The sequence below is a fragment of the Acinetobacter pullicarnis genome (assembly GCF_006352475.1).
GTDB classification, from domain to species: domain Bacteria; phylum Pseudomonadota; class Gammaproteobacteria; order Pseudomonadales; family Moraxellaceae; genus Acinetobacter; species Acinetobacter pullicarnis.
Window position 1 is genome coordinate 1997430 of sequence record NZ_VCMZ01000001.1, and the last position, 25409, is coordinate 2022838.

The window sequence follows — 25409 nt, forward strand, 5'->3', positions numbered from 1 at the left end:
TTTGTTCGTTTAATCACCTTAGGCGAATAAACCTGATTTAATTTGAGCAATTGTAAAATACCCGTATATCCCTTCAAGCGCTAAATGCGTACAATATGTTTTAGATTTAATTAACCGATGAAAGTTATGCTAGATATATATTTGACTGATGTTCAAAAAAATGTGCAATTTAATGATTATCCAGGTGAGCATCCTGTTAAATTTATTTTAAGTTTTAAGAAAATTTTTCCGAGTGTCATGGAACTTTTACTTCCTGTTCTTCCAGAAGATGAAAATCTAGAAGAAATGACTTGGGAATCAACGACACATGATTTCGCTGTTTTTCAAAAATTACTTGAAGGCTGGGGCATTATTGAATTGCGTTTAACGGCAATGAGTCAATATAAAAATAAGACGTATGCCGATGAGCTTGTGAAAAAAGCCAAGACAAAACGCCAACAACTGAAAATTGAACATGCCAAGCTTTCCAACACAGAACTAGATTATATTTTCATGCATGAAATACATGGTTTACTGGATGCCGAATTAGTTGATTTAGGTGAGAAGTTCTATTTACCTGTATTACGTAGCATCTGGCAAGGTGTTGTATCGGATCAAGTGCTGAATGTGAAGTTTTAATGAGTTGTATTCGATAGGTTTCACCCAATAAAAATAGTCGTTCCGAAAGGGGCGATTTTTTTTGTGATGCTTAATACTTAATATCGCAGAATAATGATCTAATTGATCAGACCATGTCCCGTTAGGACAGCAGACCACTTTCATATTGTCATGCAATACACTACTATGGTTGAGTTAATAATGTCAGGTGTAAATAGTTCGCTATTTACTTCATATTGAACATTATTATGGTCGAAAACAGCATAGGTTTGAGATTGTTATTTTGGTTAAAACCAGTGGATTGCTGCTTGCTTTCGCAACAGTGCTTTTACAGATCGCGGTGTTTTTACAGCCGCTTCTCCCTGAGCAATATCAAATTGCTCCGGTCTGTGAAACTATTTCCAATGCATTTAGAAATAAATTATCAGAAGCAGTCGACACACAAGTTCATACCTCCACCTCAAAAAGTTTTGCATTTCATTTTATTGATCATGATCAGCATCAAAAAGTAAGTGCAGATGGTGGGCATCATCACCACGATGTAAACCACCAATGTCAATATTGTACATTCTACGCCAACTTAATTTTGCCACCTGAAATTGGCATTAAAGAAATGTTGATTCGTATACAGATACGTTTATTGGCATATGTACAAACGTTTAGACATGTCTATTTTGAATTACAACAACTTTATCTGCTTCCTCAAAGTAGGGCGCCACCTATTTCTCTCGCTATTTAGTCACTTAAATCTTTAACTTTCAATTGACTGCTTAATGTAGAGAGCACTTATGTCTGTAAAATTTAACCAACGCTATGCATTATGGTGCGACCGCGTTCAAGCTAAAAATGCTTTTCATCGTGCAATATTCCTGTTTCAATATCTTACTCGGACAATAAATAGTCCGCTTGAACAGTTGCAGCTGCAGTGTTTTGCAGCAATCCATCGCTTAAACGTTATTAAGAAGGTGGTGTAATGAACTTAGGTTTGACAGCGCTTGAATTGGCGCGTATTCAATTCGCTTTTACGGTCTCCTTTCATATTATTTTTCCAGCTATTTCGATTGGCTTGGCTAGTTTCTTAGCTGTGCTTGAATGGCGCTGGTTAAAGACCAACAATCCGGTCTATCAAGATTTATTTAAGTTCTGGGCCAAAATTTTTGCTGTCGCGTTTGGTATGGGCGTGGTTTCTGGTGTGGTCATGAGTTATCAATTCGGGACCAACTGGAGTGAGTTTTCACGAGTCGCAGGAAGTATCACTGGACCACTATTAACCTATGAAGTGCTCAGTGCTTTTTTCTTAGAAGCTGGCTTCTTGGGGATTATGTTGTTCGGTTGGGGCCGTGTTGGGCCACGTGCGCATTTTTTTGCGACGCTGATGGTTGCAGTCGGAACCTGTATTTCAATGTTCTGGATTTTGTCTTCAAACAGTTGGATGCAAACGCCGCAAGGTTTCAGTATCGAAAATGGCATTATCGTACCGCAAGATTGGTTTGCCATTGTATTTAATCCATCTTTCCCATACCGCTTGATGCATATGGCTGCTGCAGCGTTCTTGGTCTCTGCATTGCTGGTTGCAGCAACTGCAGCATGGCACTTGATTAAAGGCCGCCGTGATGCATTGGTGAAAAAGTCATTCTCAATGGCATTGTGGATGTTACTGGTACTCGCACCATTACAAATGTTTATTGGTGATCTACATGGTTTAAATACGTTAAAACACCAACCTGCGAAGCTAGCCGCAATGGAAGGTCATTGGGAAACCAATCATGATAAAGGCATGCCATTGTATTTATTCGGTATTCCAGATATGGAAGCTGAAGAAACCAAATATGCAGTCGGAATTCCAAACCTTGGAAGCCTGATTATGACGCATTCTATGGATGGAAAAGTGACGGGTTTAAAAGACTTTCCAGCTGAAGATCGTCCAAATGCTTTGGTGGTGTTTTGGAGTTTTAGAATCATGGCAGGCCTAGGCGGCTTAATGATTTTGTTGGCACTTGCCGCTTTAGTGCTACGTAAAAATGACAAGCTTTATGAAAACAAATGGTTGCACCGCTTTGCATTGTGTATGGGACCATCAGGTTTTATCGCATTGTTGGCTGGATGGTTTACCACCGAAGTTGGTCGTCAGCCTTGGGTGGTTTATGGCGTAATGCGCACCTCAGATGGTCTATCTCCAGTCTCAGCAGAACAAGTCGGTTTGAGCTTGATTATTTTTGTATTGGTGTACTGCGTGGTATTTGGGATCGGAATCTACTATATGTTGAAACTGATGTACAAAGGCCCTGAGTTCGTACATTCAACACCAACATATCATGCTGATATTGCTGTAATACAAGCGTCTAAGCGCCCATTAAGCAGTATTGAGGATGAGATCGATACAGACCATCAGCCGAAGCAACAGGAGCATGACAAATGATTGATTTATCATTGATCTGGGTGGTAATTATTGCCATTGGTGTGTTGATTTATGTGGTGCTCGATGGCTTTGACCTTGGAATTGGTATTTTATTTCCATTCCTAAAAGGTCAGGATGAACGTGATGTCATGATGAATACCGTTGCGCCTGTCTGGGATGGAAATGAAACCTGGATGGTATTGGGTGGTGCGGCACTTTATGCCGCATTCCCATTGGTTTATGCAACGGTTTTATCTGCATTATATATGCCGATTATTTTAATGGTCATTGCATTAATCTTTCGTGGCGTTGCTTTTGAATTTCGCTTTAAAGCCAATAAAAGTAAACATTGGTGGGACAAAGCCTTTATTGGTGGCTCTATTTTAGCGAGCTTTTTCCAAGGTGTGATTTTAGGTGCCTATATTCAAGGGATCAAAGTTGAAAATGCCCGATATGCCGGTGGTGGTTTAGATTGGTTAACCGGTTTTAGTTTATTTACGGGCTTAGGTGTTGTGGTGCTTTATGCAGCACTGGGTTGTGCATGGTTAATTTTCAAAACAGAGAAAGATATCCAAAATAAAATGTATGAGTTAATGCCAAAACTCATTGTGGTTTTATTTGTTATCTTTGGTTGTGTCAGTATTTATACGCCATTAGCACATCCAGAAATTGCTGAGCGCTGGTTTAATCATGAACTTTTGGTTTATTTTAGTCCAGTTCCAATTTTAGTGGCACTCTTTACAGGGTTGGCATTACGCTCATGTAAAAAACGTCAGGAATTAAGCCCATTCATTTATACCTTGGCACTGGTATTCTTGGCATATACAGGCTTTATTATTAGTTTATGGCCTTATATTATTCCACCATCGATTACCATCTGGGAAGCTGCATCTCCGCAAAGTAGCCAACTCTTTACCTTGATTGGTGCATTAATCTTAATTCCGATTATTTTGATGTACACCGGTTTGTCCTATTGGGTATTTAGGGACAAAGTTCGTATTGGCGATGAAGGTTATCACTAAGGAGTCATGATGAAACTCTCTCAAACACAATGGTTTATCGTCTTGTGGGTGGCTGGATTTTTAGCTTTGGCTGTCATTGCAGGTGCGTTTAGATTTTTGGTACAGCTTGCCTATGTTTAAGTAATGAGGGCAGAGAATCTGCGCTGTTATCTATTATTTTTAACAAAGTGGTCTGATTAATTCAGACCACTTTGGTTTTATGCTTCAGACCACTTTTGTATCGAGGTCATTTATAGTAAAACGATTGTAATGAAACATTCTGCTTTTGGGGCACGAAATGCAATCTGGTTTAAACCTTGGCTTACTTACTGATATCGCACAATTTGATCCGCTTAATACGACTCAATTGATTGAACAGCTTGGCTTTAAAAATACCGAAGCGTTCGACCAAGCATTACAACAGGCAGCAGCAGTACGTGCACAAAAGTCTGGGGCTGAGCATTATTATATTGTGCAAAGTACCATCACTGAAAATAGCCTAAGCCATTTATTTTCTCCTTTTATTGGCGCGGTACTCAATTTAAAAACCGTATATATTGCTTCTAAGCAGGGCATTATCGAACAGGTCTATCCGCATTATTTTCAACTCGATGCTTTAGAACTGCAAAAGCAGCAATCTATTGATGAAATGTATTTAGGCTTTGATTTATTACCCGAGAATTTCAAGTCAGTAGATATTCAATGCTATGGCTTGTGTAAAGCCTTACTCGACAGCGAGTGCTGCCAGATTTATATGTTAGGTAGCACTGAATTAAGTCAGTCGATTATCGAGCGTATTCAGGCCTTGACTGATATTAAGATCATTAATATCGCTTTATGTGAAACGGATCAAAATCTAAACAACATTAACTTTAAACAACTCTTTTGGAAAACCAAAACGACAGCGTCATCGAGCGTATGTCGCAATATTGCTTTTGCCAATGCACCTTTGCTGAGTCAGCAATTAAAGGTTGCTTTAGATAAAGCAGAACATCTGATTGATGATTTGCTGTATAGCGAACATATTTTTGAAAAACTTTCTGTATTTGGTGAATACACCGAAACGATTTTAAAACATCACCGCGCCTCTACACCGAGAATGATTGTATGAACCAGCCAAAGAAACCTTTTCCATATCTCGTCGTTGCTATTAGTTTGATGTTGGGATGCCTATTTCTCGGACTCTTTTATTTAGCCGTCAGCAATGAACCAGATTATATGCCATCACAAAAGGCCAAAGTGGCTGAAAGCCAAGCTAAGTCAACTCACTAAATCTAGATGAGATGGCAAATAAGTGTAACTGGCCAACTTATCTGTTGATTACTCAGTTAAATGGTTTAGGCCCGCATAGATGCAATCTACCACGTATAATGCTTTATCTTGGTAAGGCATTATCCACTTCGAGTTGGATGTTAAAATGAAACAAAATGAATTTATCCAATTACTCAGTGAAAATTTTAAACTGATTCAGGAAAAAAAACTAAAAACAAAGTTGTATCTTGCGATTAAACAAAGCTTGGCTGATGTTGATTTGGTTCAAGAGTTTAAATGCCCATCGACGCGTTTCTTATCTGAAGCGCTTGGAATATCAAGAGATACAGTTGAAAAAACCTATGCTCAGCTTGAGCTAGAAGGCATATTTTATCGAATAAAAGGCAAGGGGAGTTTTGTTCATATACAGGCTAAAACCAGTACAGTGTTTAAAAAAAATGATACTGTTGAATATCTATTGCCAGCCAATGCTGAAAAATTAGAAGCCTTATTCTTTGATCAAAATCTTAATTTTTTTGCCGATGGCATGCCAGAAATTCGAAATTTTCCTTTTAAAAAATGGTATGAAACTGAAAAATTTACTTTAAGTCAGCATGGCCTGAGTATTTTCTTGAAAGACAATGGCGCAGGTGACTTATTATTAAGACAGGAGATTGCTCAGTTTACCAATTTAAATCGCAATACACAGGTCACCGCAGAGCAAGTATTAATCGTTAATAGTACGCAGCAAGCCCTATATTTATGTGCGCAGGTTCTATTTAGCCCAGCGGATCGAATTATCATGGAAAATCCATATTATTCGAATGCCTATCATTTATTTGATTTGGTGGGTTTAGACTTGCAGTGCATTAACTTAGATGCAGAAGGGCTTGATATTCAGCAGTGTCAGACCATGCAAGATGTGAAAGCCATTTATGTTACACCTGCCAATCAATATCCGAGTGGTATTGAGATGAGTTTGGCGCGGAAGAAAGAGATTATTCAATTCGCGGAAGAGCGCAATAGCTATATTATTGAAGATGATTATGATGCATTGATGCTGAGTAAATATAAAAATACAGCTATTTTAGGGCTTGATCATTTTCAACGAACCATCTATTTAGGCTCATTTAGTAAATATATTTTGCCAAGCCTAAGAATGTCTTATTTGATTCTGCCCGAAGCCCTAATTGAGCCATTTAAGCGCTATCGTAATTATATTGATGGCAGTGCACCATCGCAGTATTTTCAAATAATTTTGGCCAATTTCATGCAAAGAGGGCATTACGCAGAATATTTAGCACAGATGCAGCAGTTATATACACAGCGCTATCAAACCTTTATACGATGCTTTGATTTATATTTATCAGATTATTGTTATCTCAAAGAGCACAATGCCAGTATGCAAATCGCCTGCTATTTTAAAGCGAATATACCCCAAGCCTTAGAAATGGCCTTGGTGCAAGCTGCAGAAATTCGCCAGATTGGGATTACTCGTTTAAGTCAGTTTTATGCGCATGACCTTGCCTATGGTTTTGTTTTAGGGTTTAGCGCATTAAATCAAACTGAGATTAAAGCCTGTATGTTGCAATTACGACAACTCATCAAAAATGAGTTGTCGCGACTCACGACTTAAATTTAAAGCATAAATTATAGTGTGCCTGTTTTAGTTTCTTCGCTTTCAACCATAGACTCCGAATCTTGTGAATCACTTTCTATGGCTTCTACATCTAATCCTGTTTGATTTTGCAGGGCCTCTAGAAAAGAAGCTTGGCTATTATTTTGCAAACTTGCAGCGACTGTGAATAAAGCAACATAGCTCAACAGCATTGAGGCACAAAGAACAGCATAAACAATGCCTAAAACCCGTTCAGTCTGTTCCGTTGGGCGGACGGGTCCATAGTTATTTTCACCTGGCGTTCCTGGTGCAAAAATAAGATAGAGTGCAAAAATAAGATTAACGACGGGAATAAAGAATAAAAGGCACATCCATCCACTTTTATTAATATCGTGTAGACGACGGATGGTAATAAGGACAGAGATCACGATGAAAATAATCACTATACCGACAAAAAGAATAATGGTTAAAAGACCTAAGCCTGTACTTAAAAATAAACTCGGATCAAGGCTAGAACCCAATGCTGCAAATAGACCAAAAGCAACTACGAACATCAATGCGCAGGAATAGATTAAGCTGCTAATCAACAGCCATGCGAGATAAGAGAGCCGACTAAATCGGCCATTGGCGGTGAATAATGTATTTTTAGGAATGGAGGAATTTTGATTTAAATTTGGCATCCAAAGTACTCACAATATTTAATTAGTTTTTTAAAAGTATGCTGTGCAAATTTAAATATGAGATGCGACAGCTTTAAGAGGCAGTCATATTTTATGCAATAAACAGGCGGTTGTGAGTTTTTTTCTTTGTTTTTGTCAAATAAATCCCGTTAACCAAATAGCCTAAGCAAATTGTTTTAAAATTTCGCTTCGCAAAAAAGCAAACCTTAAATTTTGACTTAAATCTTTAGACCAATATAGGCTCAGATTCATATCAGGAAAATCCAAAGGCGTTGGGTAAATATTAACCTGTAGCGGCACCTGTAAATGCACCAATATATTTTGTGGAATGGTTAAAATGGTTTGAGGTTGTTGTTTAATCATCTGTAGGGCAGTGGAATAATGCTGACAACGTAATAAAACCTGCCTTGAAAGCTGTTGTCGTTTTAGGTAAATATCTTCAATAAGTACACCAGTACGACGGGATGAAACGCCAATATGTGGCGAGTTTAAATAGGTTGTTGCATCCATGCTCGGCAGTTGGCTACATACCATAAAATGATCATTCACCAGTGTTTTAGATTCAATTTTATCGCCAAAGTTTTGTTCTATATCAATAAAGAAATCAATTTGTTGCGTGAGAATATCTGAAACAACCGTTTTACGATCGAGCTTAATACTAAAAAACTGCATCTTGGGATTTAATGCTTGAAAATGCTGTACCAACTGTGGAAAGACCATTGGTTCAACTTCATCATGCATTGCAATTTTTAGGCTCTGCAACAGACTAGGTTCAAATTGCTGGGATTGCTGTGAAATAGCCTGAATATTGGCGAGCGCTTGTTTAATACTCGGATAAATTTGTTCCGAAAATGAGGTGGGCAGCATTTGATGGCCACTACGTAAAAATAGCTCATCATGTAAATGCTGTCTTAGACGTTGTAAAGCGTGACTGGCCGCAGATTGGCTAATTGATAAAACATGTGCAGCTTTAGAAATACTCTTTTGTTCAAATACAGCAATAAAAAGCGGGTATAAATTAATATCGATACGATGAAATAAACTTAAGTCGAGTGAACCTTTATTATGAATATCATGCATACAAGTCTATTGAACAAAACCATTTAATTCATAGTAAGTTTTCAGTTATGGTGTTGTAAAGCGTAATCATAAATATATTAAGGATATCCCCCATGTTTGAGTTATCTGCACGTGCACAAGATTTTATTCAGCGCTGTAAAGCATTTATAGAAAAAGAGATTGAGCCCGTTGAAGCTGCATTTTGGGAAGAAGCACGCCATTTAAATCCAAATGGCGATTGGACCACTTGGCAATGGCCAGCACAACTTGAAATCTTAAAACAAAAAGCGCAGGCCGCAGGCCTTTGGAATATGTTTTTACCTGATGCAGAATTGGGTGCAGGATTAACTGTACAAGAGTATGCACATATTGCAGAGCTGTCTGGACGTAGTTTAATAGCACCAACAGTATTTAACTGTAATGCACCTGACAGTGGCAATATGGAAGTGCTTTGGCGTTATGGTTCAGAACAACAAAAACAACAATGGTTACAGCCATTATTAGCAGGCAAAATCCGTTCTGTTTTTTGTATGACAGAAACTGCGGTTGCTTCAAGTGACGCGACCAATATGCAGGCCACAGCAATTATTGACGGTGATGAAATTATTCTAAATGGTCGTAAATGGTGGTCTTCAGGCTTAGGCGATCCTAATGCAAAAATCATTATATTCATGGCACATACGCCAGATCCAAGCAAAGATCGCCATCATCAACATTCGATGGTACTGGTACCTGTCGAGAGCAAAGGGGTGCGTATTGAACGAATGCTTCCTGTTTTTGGCGACTATGATGCGCCACACGGGCATGGTGAAGTGAGTTTTGAAAACGTCCGTGTTCCTATTGAAAACTTTATTGGCGGTGCTGGCCAAGGTTTTGAAATTGCACAAGGTCGCTTAGGACCTGGCCGCATTCATCACTGTATGCGTTGTGTCGGGGCAGCTGAAAAAGCTTTGGAATTGATGATTGATCGCGGTATGCAGCGCCATGCTTTTGGTACTGAGATTCTAAAATTAGGTGGCAACTTAGAACGTGTTGCTGAAGCACGTGTTGCCATCGATCAAGCGCGACTTTTAACCCTTTATGCGGCATATAAAATGGATCGCTTAGGCAATATGGCAGCATTAACTGAAATTTCAGCCATTAAAGTGGTTGCGCCAAGTATGTTAGAAAAAGTGGTCGATATGGCGATTCAAATTCATGGTGGTGCAGGACTGTCACACGACACAGCACTGACTGGCTTTTTTGCACAAGCACGTTCACTGCGTTTAGCCGATGGCCCAGACGAAGTTCATAAGGGAATGATTGCAAAACTTGAGTTAAGAAAACGTGGTTATGGATCTAAAACTAAAAAGACGTTAGATTGAAATCTACATACTTAATAAAAATCAAACCCTTTAGAGGACAAAATGAATGTCAGTGATTGATGTCGGTGGACAAGTACGAGAAGGCGAAGCGCTTGATATTGAAGCCGTTGAACGATGGTTACGTGCGCAAGGCATGGTGCTAGATGGTACTGCGGAGGTAACTCAATATTCTGGTGGTGCTTCGAATTGGACTTACCGTCTAAAATATAATAATCAAGACTTAATTTTACGTCGTCCACCGCATGGGACTAAGGCCAAGTCAGCACATGATATGGCACGTGAATATTCGGTGCAAAAGAATCTTGCACCGTTCTATCCTGCCTTACCTGAAATGTTGGCTTTGTGTCAGGACCAAGCGGTCATTGGCTGTGATTTTTATGTTATGAATCGCATTGAGGGGATTATTCCACGTGCGAAACTCCCAGCAGAACTTAACTTGAGTGAAGCGCAAATTACGCAACTCTGTAGCAATGTTCTCGATCAACTGATTGCTTTACATCAGGTTCCATATCAAGGTACAGAACTTGAAAAACTTGGCAAGGGGGATGGCTATTGTCGACGTCAAGTCGAAGGCTGGGATCAACGTTATGAGAAAGCCAAAACCATCAATGTGCCATCTTTTAAGTTTGTACGTCATTGGTTATTAGATAATATTCCAGAGGATTCAACAACCTGCGTTATTCATAATGATTGGCGCTTTGATAATGTGATTTTAGATCCGAACAACCCAACTCAAGTCATTGGTGTTTTGGATTGGGAAATGGCCACTTTGGGTGACCCTCTGATGGACTTGGGTGCAGCTTTGGCTTATTGGGTTGAAGAGAGCGATGGTATGATTTTCAAATCAACACGGCGCCAACCGACCAATTTAAAAGGAATGTTTACCCGGCAGCAAGTGGTTGATTACTATCTAGGAAAAACAGGCCTTGTGCCTGAGAACTGGATTTTCTATGAAGTTTTCGGCATCTTCCGTTTGGCAGTCATCGCACAGCAGATTTACTATCGATATTTTCATAAGCAGACACAAAATCCAGCATTCAAAGATTTTTGGATTGTGATCCACGCCTTACATATTCGAGCGCTGAAATTAATCGGTAAACAAAAAATAGAAGCAAATCATTTGGTACAGAAGTATTTACCAAAACTTGAGGAACTTTTAAAAAAATGACCACGATTTATTTAATTCGCCACGGGCAAGCCTCATTTGGTCAACAAAACTATGATCAACTGTCAAATAAAGGCGAACGACAGGCTCAAATTCTGGGCCAAGCGCTCAAACAGGTGAGCAATCAACCCACATATGCGATTGCGGGTTCACTACAGCGTCATCAACAGACCGCAAATATTGCACTGTCCGAATGTTTCCCTGATATTGCGCTTAAAACCAATGCGGGTTGGAATGAGTTTAATCATCAACAGGTGATTGCAAAATATGATCCGCGTTTTGAGCAAGCTGAAGCCATTAAACAAGAATTAGCACTCGCAGCTAATCCGAAGGCATATATGGCCGAAATCTTTCATGCGGCTGTATCTCGTTGGACGAGTGGAGAATATGATCATGACTATGACGAACCATGGCCGATGTTTAAACAACGCATTGATCAGGCATTACAGCAACTCTGTAAAGACTTAATTGAACAGAAAACCAAGCAGGCGCTGGTATTTACTTCTGGTGGTGTGATTTCAACGGTTTTAGGTCAATTATTAGAATTAAGTTTGTATAAAACCTTTGAGCTGAATTGGGCAATTAACAATGCCAGTATCACCACATTGGGTTTATCTGAGCATCATTTAAAATTATTGAGTTTAAACGAACATTATTTTTTGAAAGCAGTAAATGCTGACTTAGTGACCTGGGTATAACAAGGACAACCTCATGGCAAAAACAATTTTAATTACGGGTGCAAGTTCGGGTTTAGGTGCAGGCATGGCACGTGAATTTGCAGGAAAAGGCTATAACTTGGCATTATGCGCACGGCGTTTAGAACGTTTAGAAAGCTTAAAGCAAGAAATAGAAAGTAAATATGCAGTTAGAGTTGAGGTTAGAACCCTTGATGTGACCGACTATGATCAAGTCTTTGTGGTATTCAAAGCATTTCAGCAGGACTTTGGGCAAATCGATCGGATTATTGTGAATGCGGGTATTGGCAATGGTCGTCGTATTGGTAAAGGCAACTTCGCCATTAATCGTGAAACTGCCGAAACCAATTTTATTTCTGCGTTGGCACAATGTGAAGCAGCAGTTGAAATTTTTCGTGCGCAAAATAGCGGGCATTTGGTGGTCATGTCATCAATGAGCGCAATGCGTGGTTTACCCAAGCATTTGTCGACTTATGCAGCAAGTAAAGCTGCTGTGGCACATTTGGCAGAAGGCATACGTGCAGAGTTGATGAAAACACCAATCAAAGTATCAACCATTTTCCCAGGCTATATCCGTACCGAACTGAATGAAGGGGCAAAGAAGCTACCTTTTGAAATCGATGAAAAAACAGGTGCACATTTACTCGTGAAAGCGATTGAAAAGCAACCGGTCAAAGCCTATGTCCCACAATGGCCTTGGTTACCCCTTGGGCTGGCAATGAAAGTTTTACCTTTGAGTCTTGTGAATAAACTCGGTTAAGTTGCTCTGCAAAAGCGCCTCATCCCAAAGTGAGCAGCTTAGGATGAGGCGCTTTTATTGGTTTAAAGCCAAACACATCTTGACGCGCCTTTGAACTAAATGACACTATGCGGCACGATCATAGTCATCATGTCATAAGCTATTGAGGCGAATCATGTTATTAAAGATATCCAGCTTGGTATTACTGCCTGCTATTCTTATTCAAGGCTACCGGGTTAAAAAAAATACGCCCCGTTTAGCAGAGCCTGTCGGTGATCGCCAAGGGATACACGGGCAAGGGACAGCGTTATCGATATTAATTTTAGGCGATTCCGCCGCTGCGGGCGTTGGGGTTGCCCATCAAGATCAAGCTTTACTCGGTGCGTTGCTGGCGGAACTGGGTGATCGCTTTAAAATTGAATATCACCTACATGCCAAAACAGGGCATACCACCAGTCGAATTTATAAAGAACTGCAGCAACTCGAAACTAAACACTATGATGTGGTCATTACCTCGGTTGGTGTGAATGACGTCACACAACTACGCGATCCCAAAGAGTGGATAGAACAACAACAAAGACTGTATACCGACATTGAGCAATACCTCAGCCCCAATTTGGTGATTATCTCAGGTGTTCCACCCATGGAACAATTTCCAGCATTGCCAAATCCTTTGGCTTGGTTGTTTGGCCAATATGCCAAAAAGATGAATCAATTACTTGCGCGCTTTGTGCAAAGTCATTCACATTATCGACTTATTCAGTCAGATATAACTGAATATAAAAAGCTCAACTTAGAAATGGCCGAAGATGGTTTTCATCCCAGCCAAGCGATTTATCAACTTTGGGCGCAGAAAATTGCGAGCTGTATACAGCAGGAATTTAAGGGGTAAATACCTGCAAATCAAAAATGCCTTAACGAGTCTGTAAACTGAGTTAAATATGTCAGAAGATAAAGCCATTCCTGAATTAAACATCGAAACGCATCCCTTAGCGCCTTTTTTGCCAACCAATGCCAAGTTGTTGATGCTAGGGAGTTTTCCACCACCCAAAAGCCGTTGGAAAATGGATTTTTATTATCCAAATTTTCAAAATGATATGTGGCGAATCTTTGGCATAATCTTTTTTGACAACAAAGATCACTTTATTGATCTAGGTCTGAAAACATTTAAAGAAGCCGAGATTCGTGCATTTTTAACTGAACGTGGAATTGCAATCTTTGACACGGCGTATCAGGTGATTCGTTTACAAGGCAATGCATCTGATAAGTTTCTACAAGTGCATACCCCAACAGATTTAAGCAAACTGCTCGAGCAAATTCCCCAGTGTCATGCCGTGATGACAACCGGAGATAAAGCTACAGATACTTTGCTGTTGTCGATGCCTGAAGGTACTGAAAAACCAAGTATTGGGCAATCCAGTCATGCCTATTTCGCTGATCGAGAACTTCATGGGCAATCCAGTCATGCCTATTTCGCTGATCGAGAACTTCAGTTGTATCGGATGCCATCTTCATCACGAGCCTATCCTTTGGCACTTGAGAAAAAGGCAGACGCCTATCGAGACTTTTTTAAAGAAATAGGCTTACTATAAGTAAGCTTGGTGTTGGTGTTGGTGTTGGTTGCCCGACGCAGTGCAATTGATCTGGATCTAGATGATGCGCAGAAGTGCACAATAGGACTTAGTGCAGATTCTAGGCGAACCGCTTTGCCATCATCACACAGAGCATAACTGCAATTGAGACCACGACCATAGCTAGACTCACGCTTTCACCTAAGAAAATCGCGGAGAGCATTAATCCTAAAAATGGTTGAATTAATTGAATTTGCCCTACTTTTGCTATGCCACCCAGTGCCAGCCCTTTGTACCAAAAAAAGAATCCGAGCAACATGCTAAACACAGCGACATAAATGAGACCCAAATAAGCCGAAATTGACACGTTGGCTAAACTTTGTGGAAGGGAGTAATAACTGAGCACGAACATAAATGGCAGGGCAATCACCAATGCCCAGCAAATCACTTGCCATCCCCCCAAAGACTTAGAAAGTTGACCGCCTTCGGCATAACCCAGCCCACACAGCAAAATAGCCACGATCATATACAAGTCTGCACGGCTAAATATTTGACCTTGATCACCCTGTAGCATAAAGCCTATCACCAACATACTTCCGATCAAGGCAAAAAGCCAAAATGCCAGACTGGGACGTTCTGCAGCACGGAATACCCCAAAAATTGCAGTCGATAAGGGAAGTAGTGCAACAAACACCAAAGCCCGTGCAGCACTGATTTCCTGTAAAGCCAGCGCTGTAAATAAAGGAAAGCCCAACACCACACCCAAAGCAGTAATACAGAGGGGAATGAAATCTTTCAGTTGCGGCATACGCTGTTTGAATACCACCAAAATTAATAATGCAAATAGCCCTGCAATCACAGCTCTTGCACCAGTCAGGAACTCAGGATTAAACCCCGTCACGGCAATACGTGTTGCTGGCATAGAACCAGCAAAAATCATGACACCCACTAGACCATTTAGCCAACCCTTGTTTTGCGCATCCATTTGTACATTCTCATTGTTAATGCGAGTGTTATACAAATTTCCTTGCATTAAAAACAGCTACAATACAGTACAATTTGAGCATACTGTACTGGTTAAAAAAACCAATACAGCCATACAGTCCAACGCTGACCCAGCCTACACGCTTAATCTCTACGGCAAGAAATACAATGAATAAAATTGAACGAACCATGCAGGTCATCCGTGATCAGATCAACAGTAAAAAATTACGAGAAGGCGCACGTTTACTTTCAGTTCGACAAATGGCCACGCAATTAAATCATTCGGTATCTACAGTTGTGGAGGCTTATGCACGCTTAGTTGCAGAAGATCTTATAGAGTCTAGGGCTGGTGCTGGATTTTTTGTTTGTAGCAAAGTCGTGAAAAATCCAATCGTTGAACCAAGTTATGCCTATCACCGTGAGATTGATCCTTTATGGATTTCTCGACAATCCCTTGAAGCCCCTGCAGATATGCTGAAGCCCGGTTGTGGTTGGTTACCCAAAAACTGGATGCCAGAGCAAAGTATTCGCAAGGCCTTAAAAATGGCTTCGCGCTTGGATGCTGAACTCTTAACCAACTATGCTACACCACACGGGCATTTGGGCTTAAGACAGTTGATTGCACGAAAAAAACAAAGCAATGATTTACATGTCAATGCCAATCAGATTTGTTTAACAGGTTCAGGCACACATGCGATTGATCTCGTCCTGCGATTACTGGTAAAACCAGGGGACCTCATTCTGATTGATGATCCTTGTTATTTTAACTTTCATGCCATCTTAAAAGCCCATCATCTACAAGCCATTGCCGTTCCATTCAATGAAAATGGTCCTGATGTTGAGCGTTTTGCAGAAGCACTGCAGTTTCGACCAAAGCTCTATTTAACCAATACCGGTATTCACAATCCAACAGGGGCGGTACTCACCACTCAAATTGCTTATCAAATCGCGAAACTGGCTGAACAGGCCGATATGACCATTGTGGAAGATGATATTTTTGCAGATTTTGAACATAGCCCAGCACCCAAATATGCCGCATTAGCAGGTTTAGAAAAGGTCATTCATATTGGTAGCTTTTCTAAAACCTTATCTGCAGCAATCCGTTGTGGTTATATCATTAGTCATTCTGAACAGATCCAAGCCCTGATCGATCTTAAAATAGCCACGCATTTTAGCTGTTCACAGTTGAACGAAGAAATTGTTTATTTGGCATTAACGGATAGTAGCTACCCTAAACATCTGGAGTGGATTAAAAACCATTTAATAGAGGCGATGAATCAAACCATTAAACGTTTGGCTTTGTTAAATATTAAACCTTGGATTATTCCACGTGGTGGCATCTTTTTGTGGTGTGCCTTACCTGATCAACTGGATGCAGGGGAGATTTCTAAAATATGTTTACAGCATCAAGTGGTACTTGCACCGGGTAATTCTTTTAGTGAGTCCAAGCAAGCCCGTCATTTTCTTCGCTTTAATGTCGCCCAATGTAATGACAAACGCATTTATGATGTGCTTGAAATTGCAATACAACAAGTGTTGGCACAGTCAAGATCCCCAACCGTCAACCTTATGTAATTACATCATCCATTCAATTGGTAGGTACGAAGCACTATACATAATAAAGCGTTGAAATTTGGTGGTTTGCGGATCAGTTTGATATTGAATCACAGTGCCATCTGCTTGCTGATCAAGCCAGATAATTTCACCGTGTTTATCTAGTTGTAGTTCATACGCAATTTGAGGTAAGTACTGATCCAATGCATCCGAAATCGTCTGATGTAATTGCTGGGATTCAATCATTAAACCCACTTCGGTATTTAAGTTAAAGGAACGAGGATCAAAGTTAAAAGAACCAATGAAAATGTTTTGGTCAACGTTAATGAACTTGGCATGCAAACTTGAGCGATTCGTCCCTTTGGGGGGAATCACATTGCCCGTTGCAATCTCATACCATGTCCGTCGTTCGCGCTGAATATAGGGTTTAAACTCATAGAGTTTTACGCCTTTTTTAAGCAGTTCTTTACGATATTGCTGATAAAAAGCATGCACTAAGGCAACGTCATTGGCGACAAATGAATTGGTCAACACACGAACTTTCACGTCTTTTTCTGGCAGTGCGCTGATATATTCAGTGCCACTTTGTGTTGGAACAAAATAGGCTGAAATTAAATCTAATGCATATTTGGGTTCACCCATTTTTTCTGCAATTTGATTGAAAATCAATTGTTTTCCTTGCGCCTGTGCCAAGGTTTTGTCTGGTGAATCTGCGAGAAAATATGCAGTCCCCCAATTGATTTGGCTGTATTTCAGTCGCTTATATAGCTTTTGTTGTTCCAGATCGACTTTTTTTCCAGTTTGTAGATTGTCTTGCTTAAATTGAATAAAGTCAGTTCTCAATTGCTTAAGATCATCTGGCTGCCCAACGGTAACAAATTGTTCAACAGGGAAGCTCAGTTGGTGATTCCAAAAATCAATAAATACTTGATTGGCCTGTTGGATGATCTGCCCAAAAAACAATACATCGAGGTCGGAAAACTGTAGGGATTTACTTGCATCAAAATATTCACTGCTAATATTTCGACCGCCTGTCACGGCGATCGCACCATCTGCAATAATCAGCTTATTGTGCATCCGGCGATTAATTTGCTTGGTCCTAAATACATAGTCAAAGATGCGTAGTGTTCTAAATTTATAAGGGTTATAAAGCTTTATTTCGATGTTGGGATGTTGCATTAAGGCTTTAAATTGAGTGTCTAGCTGGCGACCATTTTGATCATCAATCAAAATGCGAACATGGACACCACGATCTGCGGCTTGGAGTAATTCACTGAGCATCAAATTGCCAATAAAATCATCACCCCAAATATAATATTGTAAATCCAAACTCTGTTTGGCTTCACGAATCAAATGTATGCGTGCCGCAATGCTGACGAATGCTTCATCTAGGACCAAATAACCCGTTTGATCTTGTTGTATTTTTTGCTTAGATTCAGGCAGCGTAACCCAGTGATCTAAATTGGTGTTGGTCATTTCCCCAAGCTTAGACTGATTCATAGGCAGATTACATCCAGTTATTACGATTGGAATTACAATCAAAAGAAGCGTAATACGGGTTTTTCTCAACATCAAAAACGGTCCAGTTTGATTGAAATGGTTATATTCAGCTGTGAAGCAAAGGTTGAAATAGGTCACAAGTATAAACCCATACATTGACGACCTTACTACATCATCCATTCAATTGGTATGAACGACACACAATGCATGATAAATCTTTGAAATTTAGTCGTTTGTGGATCTTTTTTATGCTCGATAATTGTCCCATCTTGTTGATGGTCGAGCCAAATGATTTCACCTTGAGCGTCGAGCTGTAACTCAAAGGCTACTTCACAAAGATCACGATCTAATTGATTTGAGATCGTATGATTTAAATGTTCTGACTCAATTAGTAAACCAACTTCGGTATTGAGATTAACAGAGCGCGGATCAAAGTTAAACGAACCAATAAATACTTTCTGATCTACATTCAGAAATTTAGCATGTAAACTTGTGATTTTTTTACCCTTGGGTGGAATGACATTCCCTGATGCAATCTCATACCAAGTCCGCTGTTCACGTTGAATATATGGCTTAAACTCATAAAGCCTCACTCCATTTTGAAGTAAGCCTTTACGATATTTTTGGTAGGAGGCATGCACAAGGGCAACATTATTCGAGGCAAAGGAATTGGTCAAAATGCGAATAGCCACTTTTTTCTCTAAAAGCTTTGCAATCAGGCTATTTCCATCTTTTTTGGGTACAAAATATGCGGAGATTAAATCAATCGTACGTTTAGGATGGCCAATTTTTTCTTCAATTTGGTTGAAAATCAGTTGGAGTCCTTCAGCTTGTGCTAAGGTCTTTTCTGGGATGTCGGCAAGAAAATGAGCAACGCCCCAATGAATTTTACTGTATTTCAACTGCATATAGAGTTTTTGCTGTTCTTGCTCGACTGTTTTACCCGCTAGGCGATCTTTTTTATTGACCTGAATAAAGTTTTCTCTAAACTTTTCAAGATCTTTTGCTCGACCAGGCTGTATGAAGTGAGTGACGCAGACACTGAGGTGATGATCCCAAAAATTAACAAATACTTGATTACTATGGGTAATTGCATGTCCTAAGAACAAAACATCCATATCGGTGAACTGTCTTGATTCACTGGCATCAAAATACTCACAACTGATATTGCGCCCCCCCGTGACGGCAATGGTCGCATCTGCAATTATTAATTTATTATGCATTCGACGGTTAATTTGTTTGGCTCTAAAGATATAATCAAAAATACGTAAAGTTCTAAACTTATAGGTGTTATAGAGCTTGATCTGAATATTCGGGTGTTGAATTAATATTTTAAAATGTTGATCTAGCTGACGGCCATTATGGTCATCAATCAAAATTCGAACCTGTACACCGCGATCTGCCGCCAAAAGCAGTTCATGCAGCATCATATTGCCGATATAATCGTTCCCCCAAATATAATATTGCAAATCTAAACTGGTTTTTGCACCCCGAATTAAATGTATGCGAGCTGCAATACTGGCAAAGGCTTTGTCTAAGACCAAATAACCGGTCAATTGTTGTTGTAATTTATCTTTTGATTCTGTGGTATCAATCCAATTTTCTAAATTAGGCATATTTATTTTTCCTGGCTTAGATAATGTATCCGTAAATTTCTCAATAATGAGAAGAGGCAGCATCGTCAATTGTTGTAATATAGGTTTTATCTATTTTGATTAAAATTATCATGATTGGTCAATCAATTAAGTGCTTAAAGAACATTTCTAAACAGTAAAGCAACCTTGTTGATATTTCATACAAAGCGATCATCCTTTCTTTTTTTAACGGACGTTCTCTGCTTGGTTTGAATGAGGCATTCTCAAGCATCAATCCCTCATATATGATGCAACTCGAGTTATTAAAAAGGACAGTAATACCATGAAATCACGTGCAGCAGTCGCATTTGCAGCAGGTCAGCCCTTACAAATTGTGGAAGTCGATGTTGCACCGCCACAGGCTGGGGAAGTCCTGATTAAAATCACCCATACCGGCGTTTGCCATACAGATGCTTTTACCTTATCTGGCGATGATCCTGAAGGTGTTTTTCCTGCAATTTTAGGCCATGAAGGTGCTGGAATTGTGATTGAAGTGGGCGAGGGTGTGACGAGCGTACAACCAGGCGATCACGTTATTCCACTCTATACGGCAGAGTGCGGTGAATGTTTATTTTGTAAGTCAGATAAAACCAACCTTTGTATTTCTGTTCGTGCCACACAAGGTAAGGGTTTGATGCCAGATGGGACAACCCGTTTTTCTTATAATGGCCAACCAATTTATCACTATATGGGGTGTTCAACCTTCAGTGAATATACCGTTGTTGCAGAAGTCTCTTTGGCCAAAATCGACCCTGCAGCCAATCCGGAACAGGTTTGTTTACTTGGATGTGGCGTGACGACAGGCATTGGCGCAGTACACAATACCGCCAAAGTAAAGGCGGGCGATAGTGTTGCGGTATTTGGTTTAGGTGGCATTGGACTTGCTGTGGTACAAGGTGCGCGTCAGGCCAAAGCTGCTCGTATTATTGCGATTGATACCAATCCTGAGAAATTTAAACTGGCTACAGAATTTGGTGCAACGGACTGTTTAAATCCACTGGATTATGATCGTCCGATTCAGCAAGTGATTGTTGATCTGACCACTTGGGGCGTTGACCATACCTTTGAATGCATTGGCAATGTCAATGTTATGCGTTCGGCACTCGAATCAGCACATCGTGGTTGGGGGCAGTCCGTGGTTATTGGTGTTGCAGGTGCTGGTCAAGAAATTTCAACCCGTCCATTCCAGTTGGTAACCGGTCGCACTTGGAAAGGCACTGCATTTGGTGGCGTTAAAGGTCGCTCGCAATTACCGGCAATGGTGCAACAAGCCATGAGAGGTGAAATTCAATTGGCACCTTTTGTCACGCATACCATGCCATTAACCGATATTAATAAAGCATTTGAGCTTATGCATGCCGGTGAGTCTATTCGTACTGTGGTGCACTTTGACTAAATTTGGAGTCAACCCCAAAGCGAACTAAAATCTAAACCCAATAAAAAAATAGCAGACAAACAAAACGGGCAATACGCCCGTTTTGTTTACTCGGATTAGACTGATTTAGTTCAGCGCTTAAGCCGCTTTAAGAATTTCAACCATCGCATTTGCGACATAGCCGATATTTTTGGTATTTAAACCAGAAATACAAATACGACCGCTACGTACCATATAGATACCGTATTGATCTTTGAGCTGATCGACTTGTTCAGCGGTTAAACCGGTATAGCTGAACATACCTTGTTGTTTAATCAAATAGCTGAAGTCACGCTCAGGCAGTGCAGCGGAGAGTTGCGCATGTAACGTTTCACGCATTTCTGCAATACGAACTCGCATTTCTGCAAGTTCAGTTTGCCAAGTTTTGTTTAGATCAGCATCATTTAAGACTTGATTGACCAGTAACGCACCCGTCGTTGGTGGGTTTGAGTAAATGCGGCGAATCGTCGCTTTTAATTGACCTAAAACATTTTGTGCAGCAGCTTGGTCATCACATAGGAAGGTTAGACCACCAACACGCTCACCATAGAGTGAGAAAATTTTAGAATATGAATTACTTACAATGAAATTAAGACCTGCTTGGTCCATGGCGCGAATGGCATAAGCATCTTCATCAATCCCTTGACCAAAACCTTGATAGGCAATATCAAGGAACGGAATTAATTTACCTTGCTGTAATACGCTAATCACCTGATCCCATTGTGCTGGGGTTAAATCAGCACCCGTTGGGTTGTGGCAACACGGATGAAGTAGCACGATACCATTTTCAGGAATCTTGCGAAGTTCAGCCAACATCCCATCTAAATCAACACCATTGGTCGCTGCATCAAAGTAAGGATAGAAATGGGATTGAATACCAGCGCCATTAAAAATGGCAATATGGTTTTCCCAAGTCGGTTGACTCACCCAAACTTCAGATTCTGGGAAATACTTTTTCAAAAAGTCAGCACCGACTTTCAGCGCACCAGAACCACCTAGGGTCTGAACGGTAATAGCACGACCAGCTTTACGCGCTGGACTGTTTTCACCGAGCAGTAAGGCTTGCGTCGCTTGGTTATAAGGTTTTAAACCATCCATTGGTAGATAAAGTTTAACTTTATCATTTTGGGCATTAACCGTGGTATAAGCCGCTTGAATAGAATTCAATTGGGGAACAATATTTTGTTCATTATAATAAAGGCCAATACTTAAATTGACTTTAGTTGTGCGTTCATCCTTGCTGAAATCTTCCATAAGCGAAAGGATTGGATCACCTGCATATGGATCGACATGTTGGAACATGGTTTTAAGTCCTACTTAATGTTCATAATAAATCTAAATATTTCATGCATTGCATGCGGCCGAAGCCGTCTAATTTAATACCGTGTTTTAGTGATATTGTCCAAGCAATTCTCAAATTTATACGAATTGATAAGTATGAATAGGTTTTATACTTAGAATAAAATGGTCAGATAACATGGTTCTTGCCAATCTGTTCGATTCAAACTCATCTTTTAAAGTCATCCTTTATATTATAAGCACTCATTTTTGGCGAAAATCTTTAGGAATTGCTAGAATCATCGGCAAGTTACCGCATCAAGTATTAGGTCAATTTATGATATTAAATTTCGAGCATACTCCCGCACAAAATGCCACTCAAGCCCCAGTGGTTCTGATCCATGGTTTATTTGGGAGTATTGGCAATTTAGGCGTAATTGCCCGAGCTTTACAAGAAAATCGTGACACCATCCAAGTAGATGTCCGCAATCACGGGCATTCGGGTCGATCAGCTGAGATGAATTTTAAAGACTTAGCACAAGACATCTTAGATACTTTGGAACATCTGCAGATTGATCAATTTAGCGTGATTGGCCATTCAATGGGTGGCAAGATTGCGATGGAACTGGCTGACTTAGCCAAAGATCGTTTACAACAATTGGTGGTCTTAGATATGGCGCCCTATGCCTATCAGGAAAATCACCATGATGAAATCTTCAAGGCACTCATGGCAGTACAAAAAGGCCAAGCTGAGAATCGCCAACAAGCCACTGAAATCATGCAGCAGTACATTAAAGAACCGATGGTCAATCAATTTTTATTAAGATCATTTCAAAAAGGGCAGTGGTTGTTTAATGTCGATGCTTTGTATGCCAACTACGCCAATATTCTCGATTGGAATGAAATTTCAGCTTGGCCGCAGCCAGCGCTGTTTATTCGGGGTGGACGTTCTGGCTATTTAACTCAAGCCGCACAAGTGGAAGCACTACAAAAGCAATTTCCATTGGCCACGTTAAAAACCATCGAATACGCTGGCCATTGGTTACATGCAGAACAGCCGCAACTGGTGATTGAGGAAATAAAAAGCTATTTGAATTAACCCAGAATCAGGCACATGGATAATCAATTATGCATGTGCTCTATAAGTCATCATATTGATTCTTGATTTGAGCTATAAAAATCTCAAACTTATGATAAAAGAACACCCTACAACAAAGGAACTGTTGTGAAAACTGTTCATGAATATACCTATGAAATTTTAAGAAACAATAATATCACCACAATTTTTGGTAATCCTGGTTCGAATGAACTGCCATTTTTAAAAAACTTTCCAGAAGATTTTAAATATATCTTGGCCTTACATGAAGGTGCAGCTGTTTCGATGGCTGATGGTTATGCGCAAGCCTCGGGCCAAGTTGGCTTTGTTAACTTACATTCTGCAGCAGGAACAGGTAATGCCATGGGAGCATTCAGCAATGCTTGGAATTCGCATACGCCACTGGTTATTACTTCTGGGCAGCAAACTCGGCAAATGATGGGGGTTGAGGCTTTACTCACCAACTTTGATGCCATTTTATTGCCTAAACCCTTGGTTAAATGGAGTCATGAGCCTGCCAGTGCAGCAGAAGTGCCACATGCGATGAGCCGTGCGATTGCGTTAGCAAGTGCAGAAGCCGCTGGGCCAGTTTATTTATCGATTCCGTATAATGATTGGGATGTCGAAGTCGATGATGAAAATCAACATTTACTCCCCAAACAAGTCGTAACAGCACAATGCCTGAGCAAGCAAGCGCTGAGCGATATTCATAAACATATTCATAATGCCAAAAATATTGCAGTCATTTTAGGGCCAGATATTGATCGACAAGATGCCTTTGATGAGGCAGTCAAATTTGTTGAAAAATTAAATGTACCGGTTTGGGGAGCACCGTCACCACCTCGTTGTCCATTCCCCAATCAGCATGCCAATTTTCGTGGCTTTTTACCTGCAAGTATTGCGGGAATATCAAATATATTGACTGAATTCGATTTGGTTTTGGTCTTTGGTGCACCCGTATTTAGATACCACCAATATGAGCCGGGAAAATACTTAGCTGCAAACACCAAATTAATCGCCTTAAGCTGCGATATTCAAGAAGCGGCCAGAGCACCAATGGGATTGATTTATGTTTGTGATTTAAAAAATAGCCTGAAACGACTTACTCAGAACATTGTAGCCAAAACCAAAAAACTACAACCACGAGCAACATTAACCAGCGCTCCACCATCAAAAGATGGCTATATTGCGCCTGAGCGATTATTTGACTTAATCAATAATACGGCCCCCAAGAATAGTATCTATACCAATGAGTCGACTTCAACCAATAGTATTTTATGGGAGCGTATTCATTTCAACAAACAAGGCCGTTATTATTTTGCAGCAGCAGGTGGGCTAGGGTATGCCATGCCAGCTGCTGTCGGAATTCAAATTGCCAAACCGAATACACAAGTGATTGCGATTATTGGCGATGGTTCTGCCAATTATAGTATTACTGCATTATGGACTGCTGCCCAATATAAATTGCCTATTATTTTTATTATCTTAAGAAATGGCAATTATGGTGCATTACGTTGGTTTGCCGATGTATTAGATGCACACAATGTTCCTGGTTTAGATATTCCAAATATCGATTTTACTCAACTTGCGGCAGGTTATGGCGTGAGTGCTTGTTGTGTCAATAATGATGAAGCATTTATACAATGCTTCAAACAGGCTTTAGCTGCTAAAAAACCGACATTAATTGAAGTGCAAACCGTAGCAGAAATACCGTCACAAGACCTTGATTAACCCATACGGATCATCCACTTTATTAAAGATATTCACCAGCTGATTTTATCTGGTGAATATCTGTTAAACGATGAGCGACT

At 40.1% G+C, this 25409-nt stretch carries 24 protein-coding genes; 18 read left to right on the top strand and 6 right to left on the bottom strand.

Annotation, left to right across the window (positions count from 1 at the left end; genetic code table 11):
• Positions 1-126 precede the first annotated feature (126 nt).
• The 8 genes from FD716_RS08780 (at position 127) to pdxR (ending at position 6883) form a co-directional block, all read left to right on the top strand.
• Positions 127-618 carry a hypothetical protein gene (locus FD716_RS08780; protein ID WP_139851966.1) on the top strand — a complete coding sequence of 164 codons (492 nt, stop codon included), beginning with the start codon at positions 127-129 and terminating at the stop codon, positions 616-618.
• Positions 619-880: 262 nt separating this feature from the next.
• On the top strand, positions 881-1336 hold the full coding sequence (locus FD716_RS08785) for a DUF2946 family protein (protein ID WP_139851968.1): 456 nt from the start codon (positions 881-883) through the stop codon (positions 1334-1336).
• A gap of 234 nt (positions 1337-1570) precedes the next feature.
• Positions 1571-3016: a cytochrome ubiquinol oxidase subunit I gene (locus FD716_RS08790; protein ID WP_139851969.1), complete on the top strand. Its 1446-nt coding sequence runs from the start codon at positions 1571-1573 to the stop codon at positions 3014-3016.
• Positions 3013-4017 (top strand): cytochrome d ubiquinol oxidase subunit II, encoded by a 1005-nt coding sequence (cydB, locus tag FD716_RS08795; protein WP_139851970.1) that lies wholly within the window; start codon positions 3013-3015, stop codon positions 4015-4017. Before FD716_RS08790 ends, cydB begins: the two co-directional genes overlap by 4 nt.
• Positions 4018-4026: 9 nt before the next feature.
• The gene (locus FD716_RS08800) at positions 4027-4137 is read left to right on the top strand and encodes a DUF2474 domain-containing protein (protein ID WP_139851972.1); all 111 of its coding nucleotides are present in this window, start codon (positions 4027-4029) and stop codon (positions 4135-4137) included.
• 157 nt (positions 4138-4294) lie between these two features.
• A complete protein-coding gene (locus FD716_RS08805) occupies positions 4295-5107 on the top strand; it encodes a hypothetical protein (RefSeq protein WP_139851973.1) in 813 nt (270 codons plus the stop codon).
• Positions 5104-5268 (top strand): cbb3-type cytochrome oxidase assembly protein, encoded by a 165-nt coding sequence (locus tag FD716_RS08810; RefSeq protein ID WP_139851975.1) that lies wholly within the window; start codon positions 5104-5106, stop codon positions 5266-5268. Before FD716_RS08805 ends, FD716_RS08810 begins: the two co-directional genes overlap by 4 nt.
• 145 nt (positions 5269-5413) lie before the next feature.
• Positions 5414-6883 (top strand): MocR-like pyridoxine biosynthesis transcription factor PdxR, encoded by a 1470-nt coding sequence (gene pdxR, locus FD716_RS08815; protein ID WP_139851976.1) that lies wholly within the window; start codon positions 5414-5416, stop codon positions 6881-6883.
• A 14-nt stretch (positions 6884-6897) separates the two neighbouring features.
• On the opposite strand, the gene FD716_RS08820 is transcribed toward pdxR, so the two are convergent.
• Both FD716_RS08820 and FD716_RS08825 read right to left on the bottom strand, forming a co-directional pair.
• The gene (locus FD716_RS08820) at positions 6898-7545 is read right to left on the bottom strand and encodes a DUF805 domain-containing protein (RefSeq protein ID WP_139851978.1); all 648 of its coding nucleotides are present in this window, start codon (positions 7543-7545) and stop codon (positions 6898-6900) included.
• Between the two features lie 162 nt (positions 7546-7707).
• On the bottom strand, positions 7708-8625 hold the full coding sequence (locus FD716_RS08825; RefSeq protein ID WP_139851979.1) for a LysR family transcriptional regulator: 918 nt from the start codon (positions 8623-8625) through the stop codon (positions 7708-7710).
• Between the two features lie 92 nt (positions 8626-8717).
• Here FD716_RS08825 and FD716_RS08830 point away from each other — a divergent pair, with 92 nt between their 5' ends.
• The 6 genes from FD716_RS08830 (at position 8718) to FD716_RS08855 (ending at position 14159) form a co-directional block, all read left to right on the top strand.
• Positions 8718-9968: an acyl-CoA dehydrogenase family protein gene (locus tag FD716_RS08830; RefSeq protein ID WP_139851980.1), complete on the top strand. Its 1251-nt coding sequence runs from the start codon at positions 8718-8720 to the stop codon at positions 9966-9968.
• A 46-nt stretch (positions 9969-10014) separates the two neighbouring features.
• Positions 10015-11136 (top strand): phosphotransferase family protein, encoded by a 1122-nt coding sequence (locus FD716_RS08835; RefSeq protein WP_139851982.1) that lies wholly within the window; start codon positions 10015-10017, stop codon positions 11134-11136.
• The gene (locus FD716_RS08840) at positions 11133-11831 is read left to right on the top strand and encodes a histidine phosphatase family protein (protein ID WP_139851983.1); all 699 of its coding nucleotides are present in this window, start codon (positions 11133-11135) and stop codon (positions 11829-11831) included. Before FD716_RS08835 ends, FD716_RS08840 begins: the two co-directional genes overlap by 4 nt.
• A gap of 13 nt (positions 11832-11844) precedes the next feature.
• Positions 11845-12588: an SDR family oxidoreductase gene (locus FD716_RS08845; protein WP_139851985.1), complete on the top strand. Its 744-nt coding sequence runs from the start codon at positions 11845-11847 to the stop codon at positions 12586-12588.
• Positions 12589-12742: 154 nt separating this feature from the next.
• Positions 12743-13459 carry an SGNH/GDSL hydrolase family protein gene (locus FD716_RS08850; protein ID WP_139851986.1) on the top strand — a complete coding sequence of 239 codons (717 nt, stop codon included), beginning with the start codon at positions 12743-12745 and terminating at the stop codon, positions 13457-13459.
• A gap of 49 nt (positions 13460-13508) precedes the next feature.
• Entirely contained in the window at positions 13509-14159 is a 651-nt protein-coding gene (locus FD716_RS08855) for a uracil-DNA glycosylase family protein (RefSeq protein ID WP_139851987.1), read from the top strand.
• A 100-nt stretch (positions 14160-14259) separates the two neighbouring features.
• Here FD716_RS08855 and FD716_RS08860 read toward each other — a convergent pair whose 3' ends face one another.
• The gene (locus FD716_RS08860) at positions 14260-15123 is read right to left on the bottom strand and encodes a DMT family transporter (protein WP_139851988.1); all 864 of its coding nucleotides are present in this window, start codon (positions 15121-15123) and stop codon (positions 14260-14262) included.
• Positions 15124-15290: 167 nt separating this feature from the next.
• On the opposite strand from FD716_RS08860, the gene FD716_RS08865 reads away from it, so the two are divergent.
• On the top strand, positions 15291-16697 hold the full coding sequence (locus FD716_RS08865) for an aminotransferase-like domain-containing protein (RefSeq protein WP_139851989.1): 1407 nt from the start codon (positions 15291-15293) through the stop codon (positions 16695-16697).
• Here the strand turns inward: FD716_RS08865 and FD716_RS08870 are convergent, their stop codons facing one another.
• Both FD716_RS08870 and FD716_RS08875 read right to left on the bottom strand, forming a co-directional pair.
• Positions 16698-18176 carry a phospholipase D-like domain-containing protein gene (locus tag FD716_RS08870; RefSeq protein WP_139851990.1) on the bottom strand — a complete coding sequence of 493 codons (1479 nt, stop codon included), beginning with the start codon at positions 18174-18176 and terminating at the stop codon, positions 16698-16700.
• A 167-nt stretch (positions 18177-18343) separates the two neighbouring features.
• Positions 18344-19792, bottom strand: a complete 1449-nt coding sequence (locus tag FD716_RS08875; protein WP_139851991.1) for a phospholipase D family protein — start codon at positions 19790-19792, stop codon at positions 18344-18346.
• Between the two features lie 301 nt (positions 19793-20093).
• On the opposite strand from FD716_RS08875, the gene FD716_RS08880 reads away from it, so the two are divergent.
• Complete coding sequence (locus tag FD716_RS08880) at positions 20094-21206, top strand: S-(hydroxymethyl)glutathione dehydrogenase/class III alcohol dehydrogenase (protein WP_139851992.1); 1113 nt, start codon at positions 20094-20096, stop codon at positions 21204-21206.
• Positions 21207-21323: 117 nt separating this feature from the next.
• Here FD716_RS08880 and FD716_RS08885 read toward each other — a convergent pair whose 3' ends face one another.
• Positions 21324-22526 (bottom strand): amino acid aminotransferase, encoded by a 1203-nt coding sequence (locus FD716_RS08885; RefSeq protein ID WP_139851993.1) that lies wholly within the window; start codon positions 22524-22526, stop codon positions 21324-21326.
• Between the two features lie 313 nt (positions 22527-22839).
• On the opposite strand from FD716_RS08885, the gene FD716_RS08890 reads away from it, so the two are divergent.
• Together FD716_RS08890 and mdlC are read left to right on the top strand one after the other, a co-directional pair.
• Positions 22840-23601 carry an alpha/beta fold hydrolase gene (locus FD716_RS08890; RefSeq protein WP_139851994.1) on the top strand — a complete coding sequence of 254 codons (762 nt, stop codon included), beginning with the start codon at positions 22840-22842 and terminating at the stop codon, positions 23599-23601.
• 126 nt (positions 23602-23727) lie between these two features.
• The gene (mdlC, locus tag FD716_RS08895) at positions 23728-25329 is read left to right on the top strand and encodes a benzoylformate decarboxylase (RefSeq protein ID WP_139851995.1); all 1602 of its coding nucleotides are present in this window, start codon (positions 23728-23730) and stop codon (positions 25327-25329) included.
• Positions 25330-25409: the final 80 nt, after the last annotated feature.

What these genes read in the sequence shown, in the direction of transcription:
- FD716_RS08870 (WP_139851990.1), bottom strand. Translation starts at nt 18,176, where the DNA reads ATGAATCAGTCTAAGCTTGGGGAAATGACCAACACCAATTTAGATCAC.
- FD716_RS08830 (WP_139851980.1), top strand. Translation starts at nt 8,718, where the DNA reads ATGTTTGAGTTATCTGCACGTGCACAAGATTTTATTCAGCGCTGTAAA.
- FD716_RS08835 (WP_139851982.1), top strand. Translation starts at nt 10,015, where the DNA reads ATGTCAGTGATTGATGTCGGTGGACAAGTACGAGAAGGCGAAGCGCTT.
- FD716_RS08885 (WP_139851993.1), bottom strand. Translation starts at nt 22,526, where the DNA reads ATGTTCCAACATGTCGATCCATATGCAGGTGATCCAATCCTTTCGCTT.
- FD716_RS08850 (WP_139851986.1), top strand. Translation starts at nt 12,743, where the DNA reads ATGTTATTAAAGATATCCAGCTTGGTATTACTGCCTGCTATTCTTATT.
- FD716_RS08820 (WP_139851978.1), bottom strand. Translation starts at nt 7,545, where the DNA reads ATGCCAAATTTAAATCAAAATTCCTCCATTCCTAAAAATACATTATTC.
- FD716_RS08880 (WP_139851992.1), top strand. Translation starts at nt 20,094, where the DNA reads ATGAAATCACGTGCAGCAGTCGCATTTGCAGCAGGTCAGCCCTTACAA.
- FD716_RS08860 (WP_139851988.1), bottom strand. Translation starts at nt 15,123, where the DNA reads ATGGATGCGCAAAACAAGGGTTGGCTAAATGGTCTAGTGGGTGTCATG.
- FD716_RS08800 (WP_139851972.1), top strand. Translation starts at nt 4,027, where the DNA reads ATGAAACTCTCTCAAACACAATGGTTTATCGTCTTGTGGGTGGCTGGA.
- FD716_RS08825 (WP_139851979.1), bottom strand. Translation starts at nt 8,625, where the DNA reads ATGCATGATATTCATAATAAAGGTTCACTCGACTTAAGTTTATTTCAT.
- FD716_RS08810 (WP_139851975.1), top strand. Translation starts at nt 5,104, where the DNA reads ATGAACCAGCCAAAGAAACCTTTTCCATATCTCGTCGTTGCTATTAGT.
- FD716_RS08790 (WP_139851969.1), top strand. Translation starts at nt 1,571, where the DNA reads ATGAACTTAGGTTTGACAGCGCTTGAATTGGCGCGTATTCAATTCGCT.
- FD716_RS08875 (WP_139851991.1), bottom strand. Translation starts at nt 19,792, where the DNA reads ATGCCTAATTTAGAAAATTGGATTGATACCACAGAATCAAAAGATAAA.
- FD716_RS08865 (WP_139851989.1), top strand. Translation starts at nt 15,291, where the DNA reads ATGAATAAAATTGAACGAACCATGCAGGTCATCCGTGATCAGATCAAC.
- FD716_RS08805 (WP_139851973.1), top strand. Translation starts at nt 4,295, where the DNA reads ATGCAATCTGGTTTAAACCTTGGCTTACTTACTGATATCGCACAATTT.
- pdxR (WP_139851976.1), top strand. Translation starts at nt 5,414, where the DNA reads ATGAAACAAAATGAATTTATCCAATTACTCAGTGAAAATTTTAAACTG.
- FD716_RS08890 (WP_139851994.1), top strand. Translation starts at nt 22,840, where the DNA reads ATGATATTAAATTTCGAGCATACTCCCGCACAAAATGCCACTCAAGCC.
- FD716_RS08780 (WP_139851966.1), top strand. Translation starts at nt 127, where the DNA reads ATGCTAGATATATATTTGACTGATGTTCAAAAAAATGTGCAATTTAAT.
- FD716_RS08840 (WP_139851983.1), top strand. Translation starts at nt 11,133, where the DNA reads ATGACCACGATTTATTTAATTCGCCACGGGCAAGCCTCATTTGGTCAA.
- cydB (WP_139851970.1), top strand. Translation starts at nt 3,013, where the DNA reads ATGATTGATTTATCATTGATCTGGGTGGTAATTATTGCCATTGGTGTG.
- FD716_RS08855 (WP_139851987.1), top strand. Translation starts at nt 13,509, where the DNA reads ATGTCAGAAGATAAAGCCATTCCTGAATTAAACATCGAAACGCATCCC.
- FD716_RS08845 (WP_139851985.1), top strand. Translation starts at nt 11,845, where the DNA reads ATGGCAAAAACAATTTTAATTACGGGTGCAAGTTCGGGTTTAGGTGCA.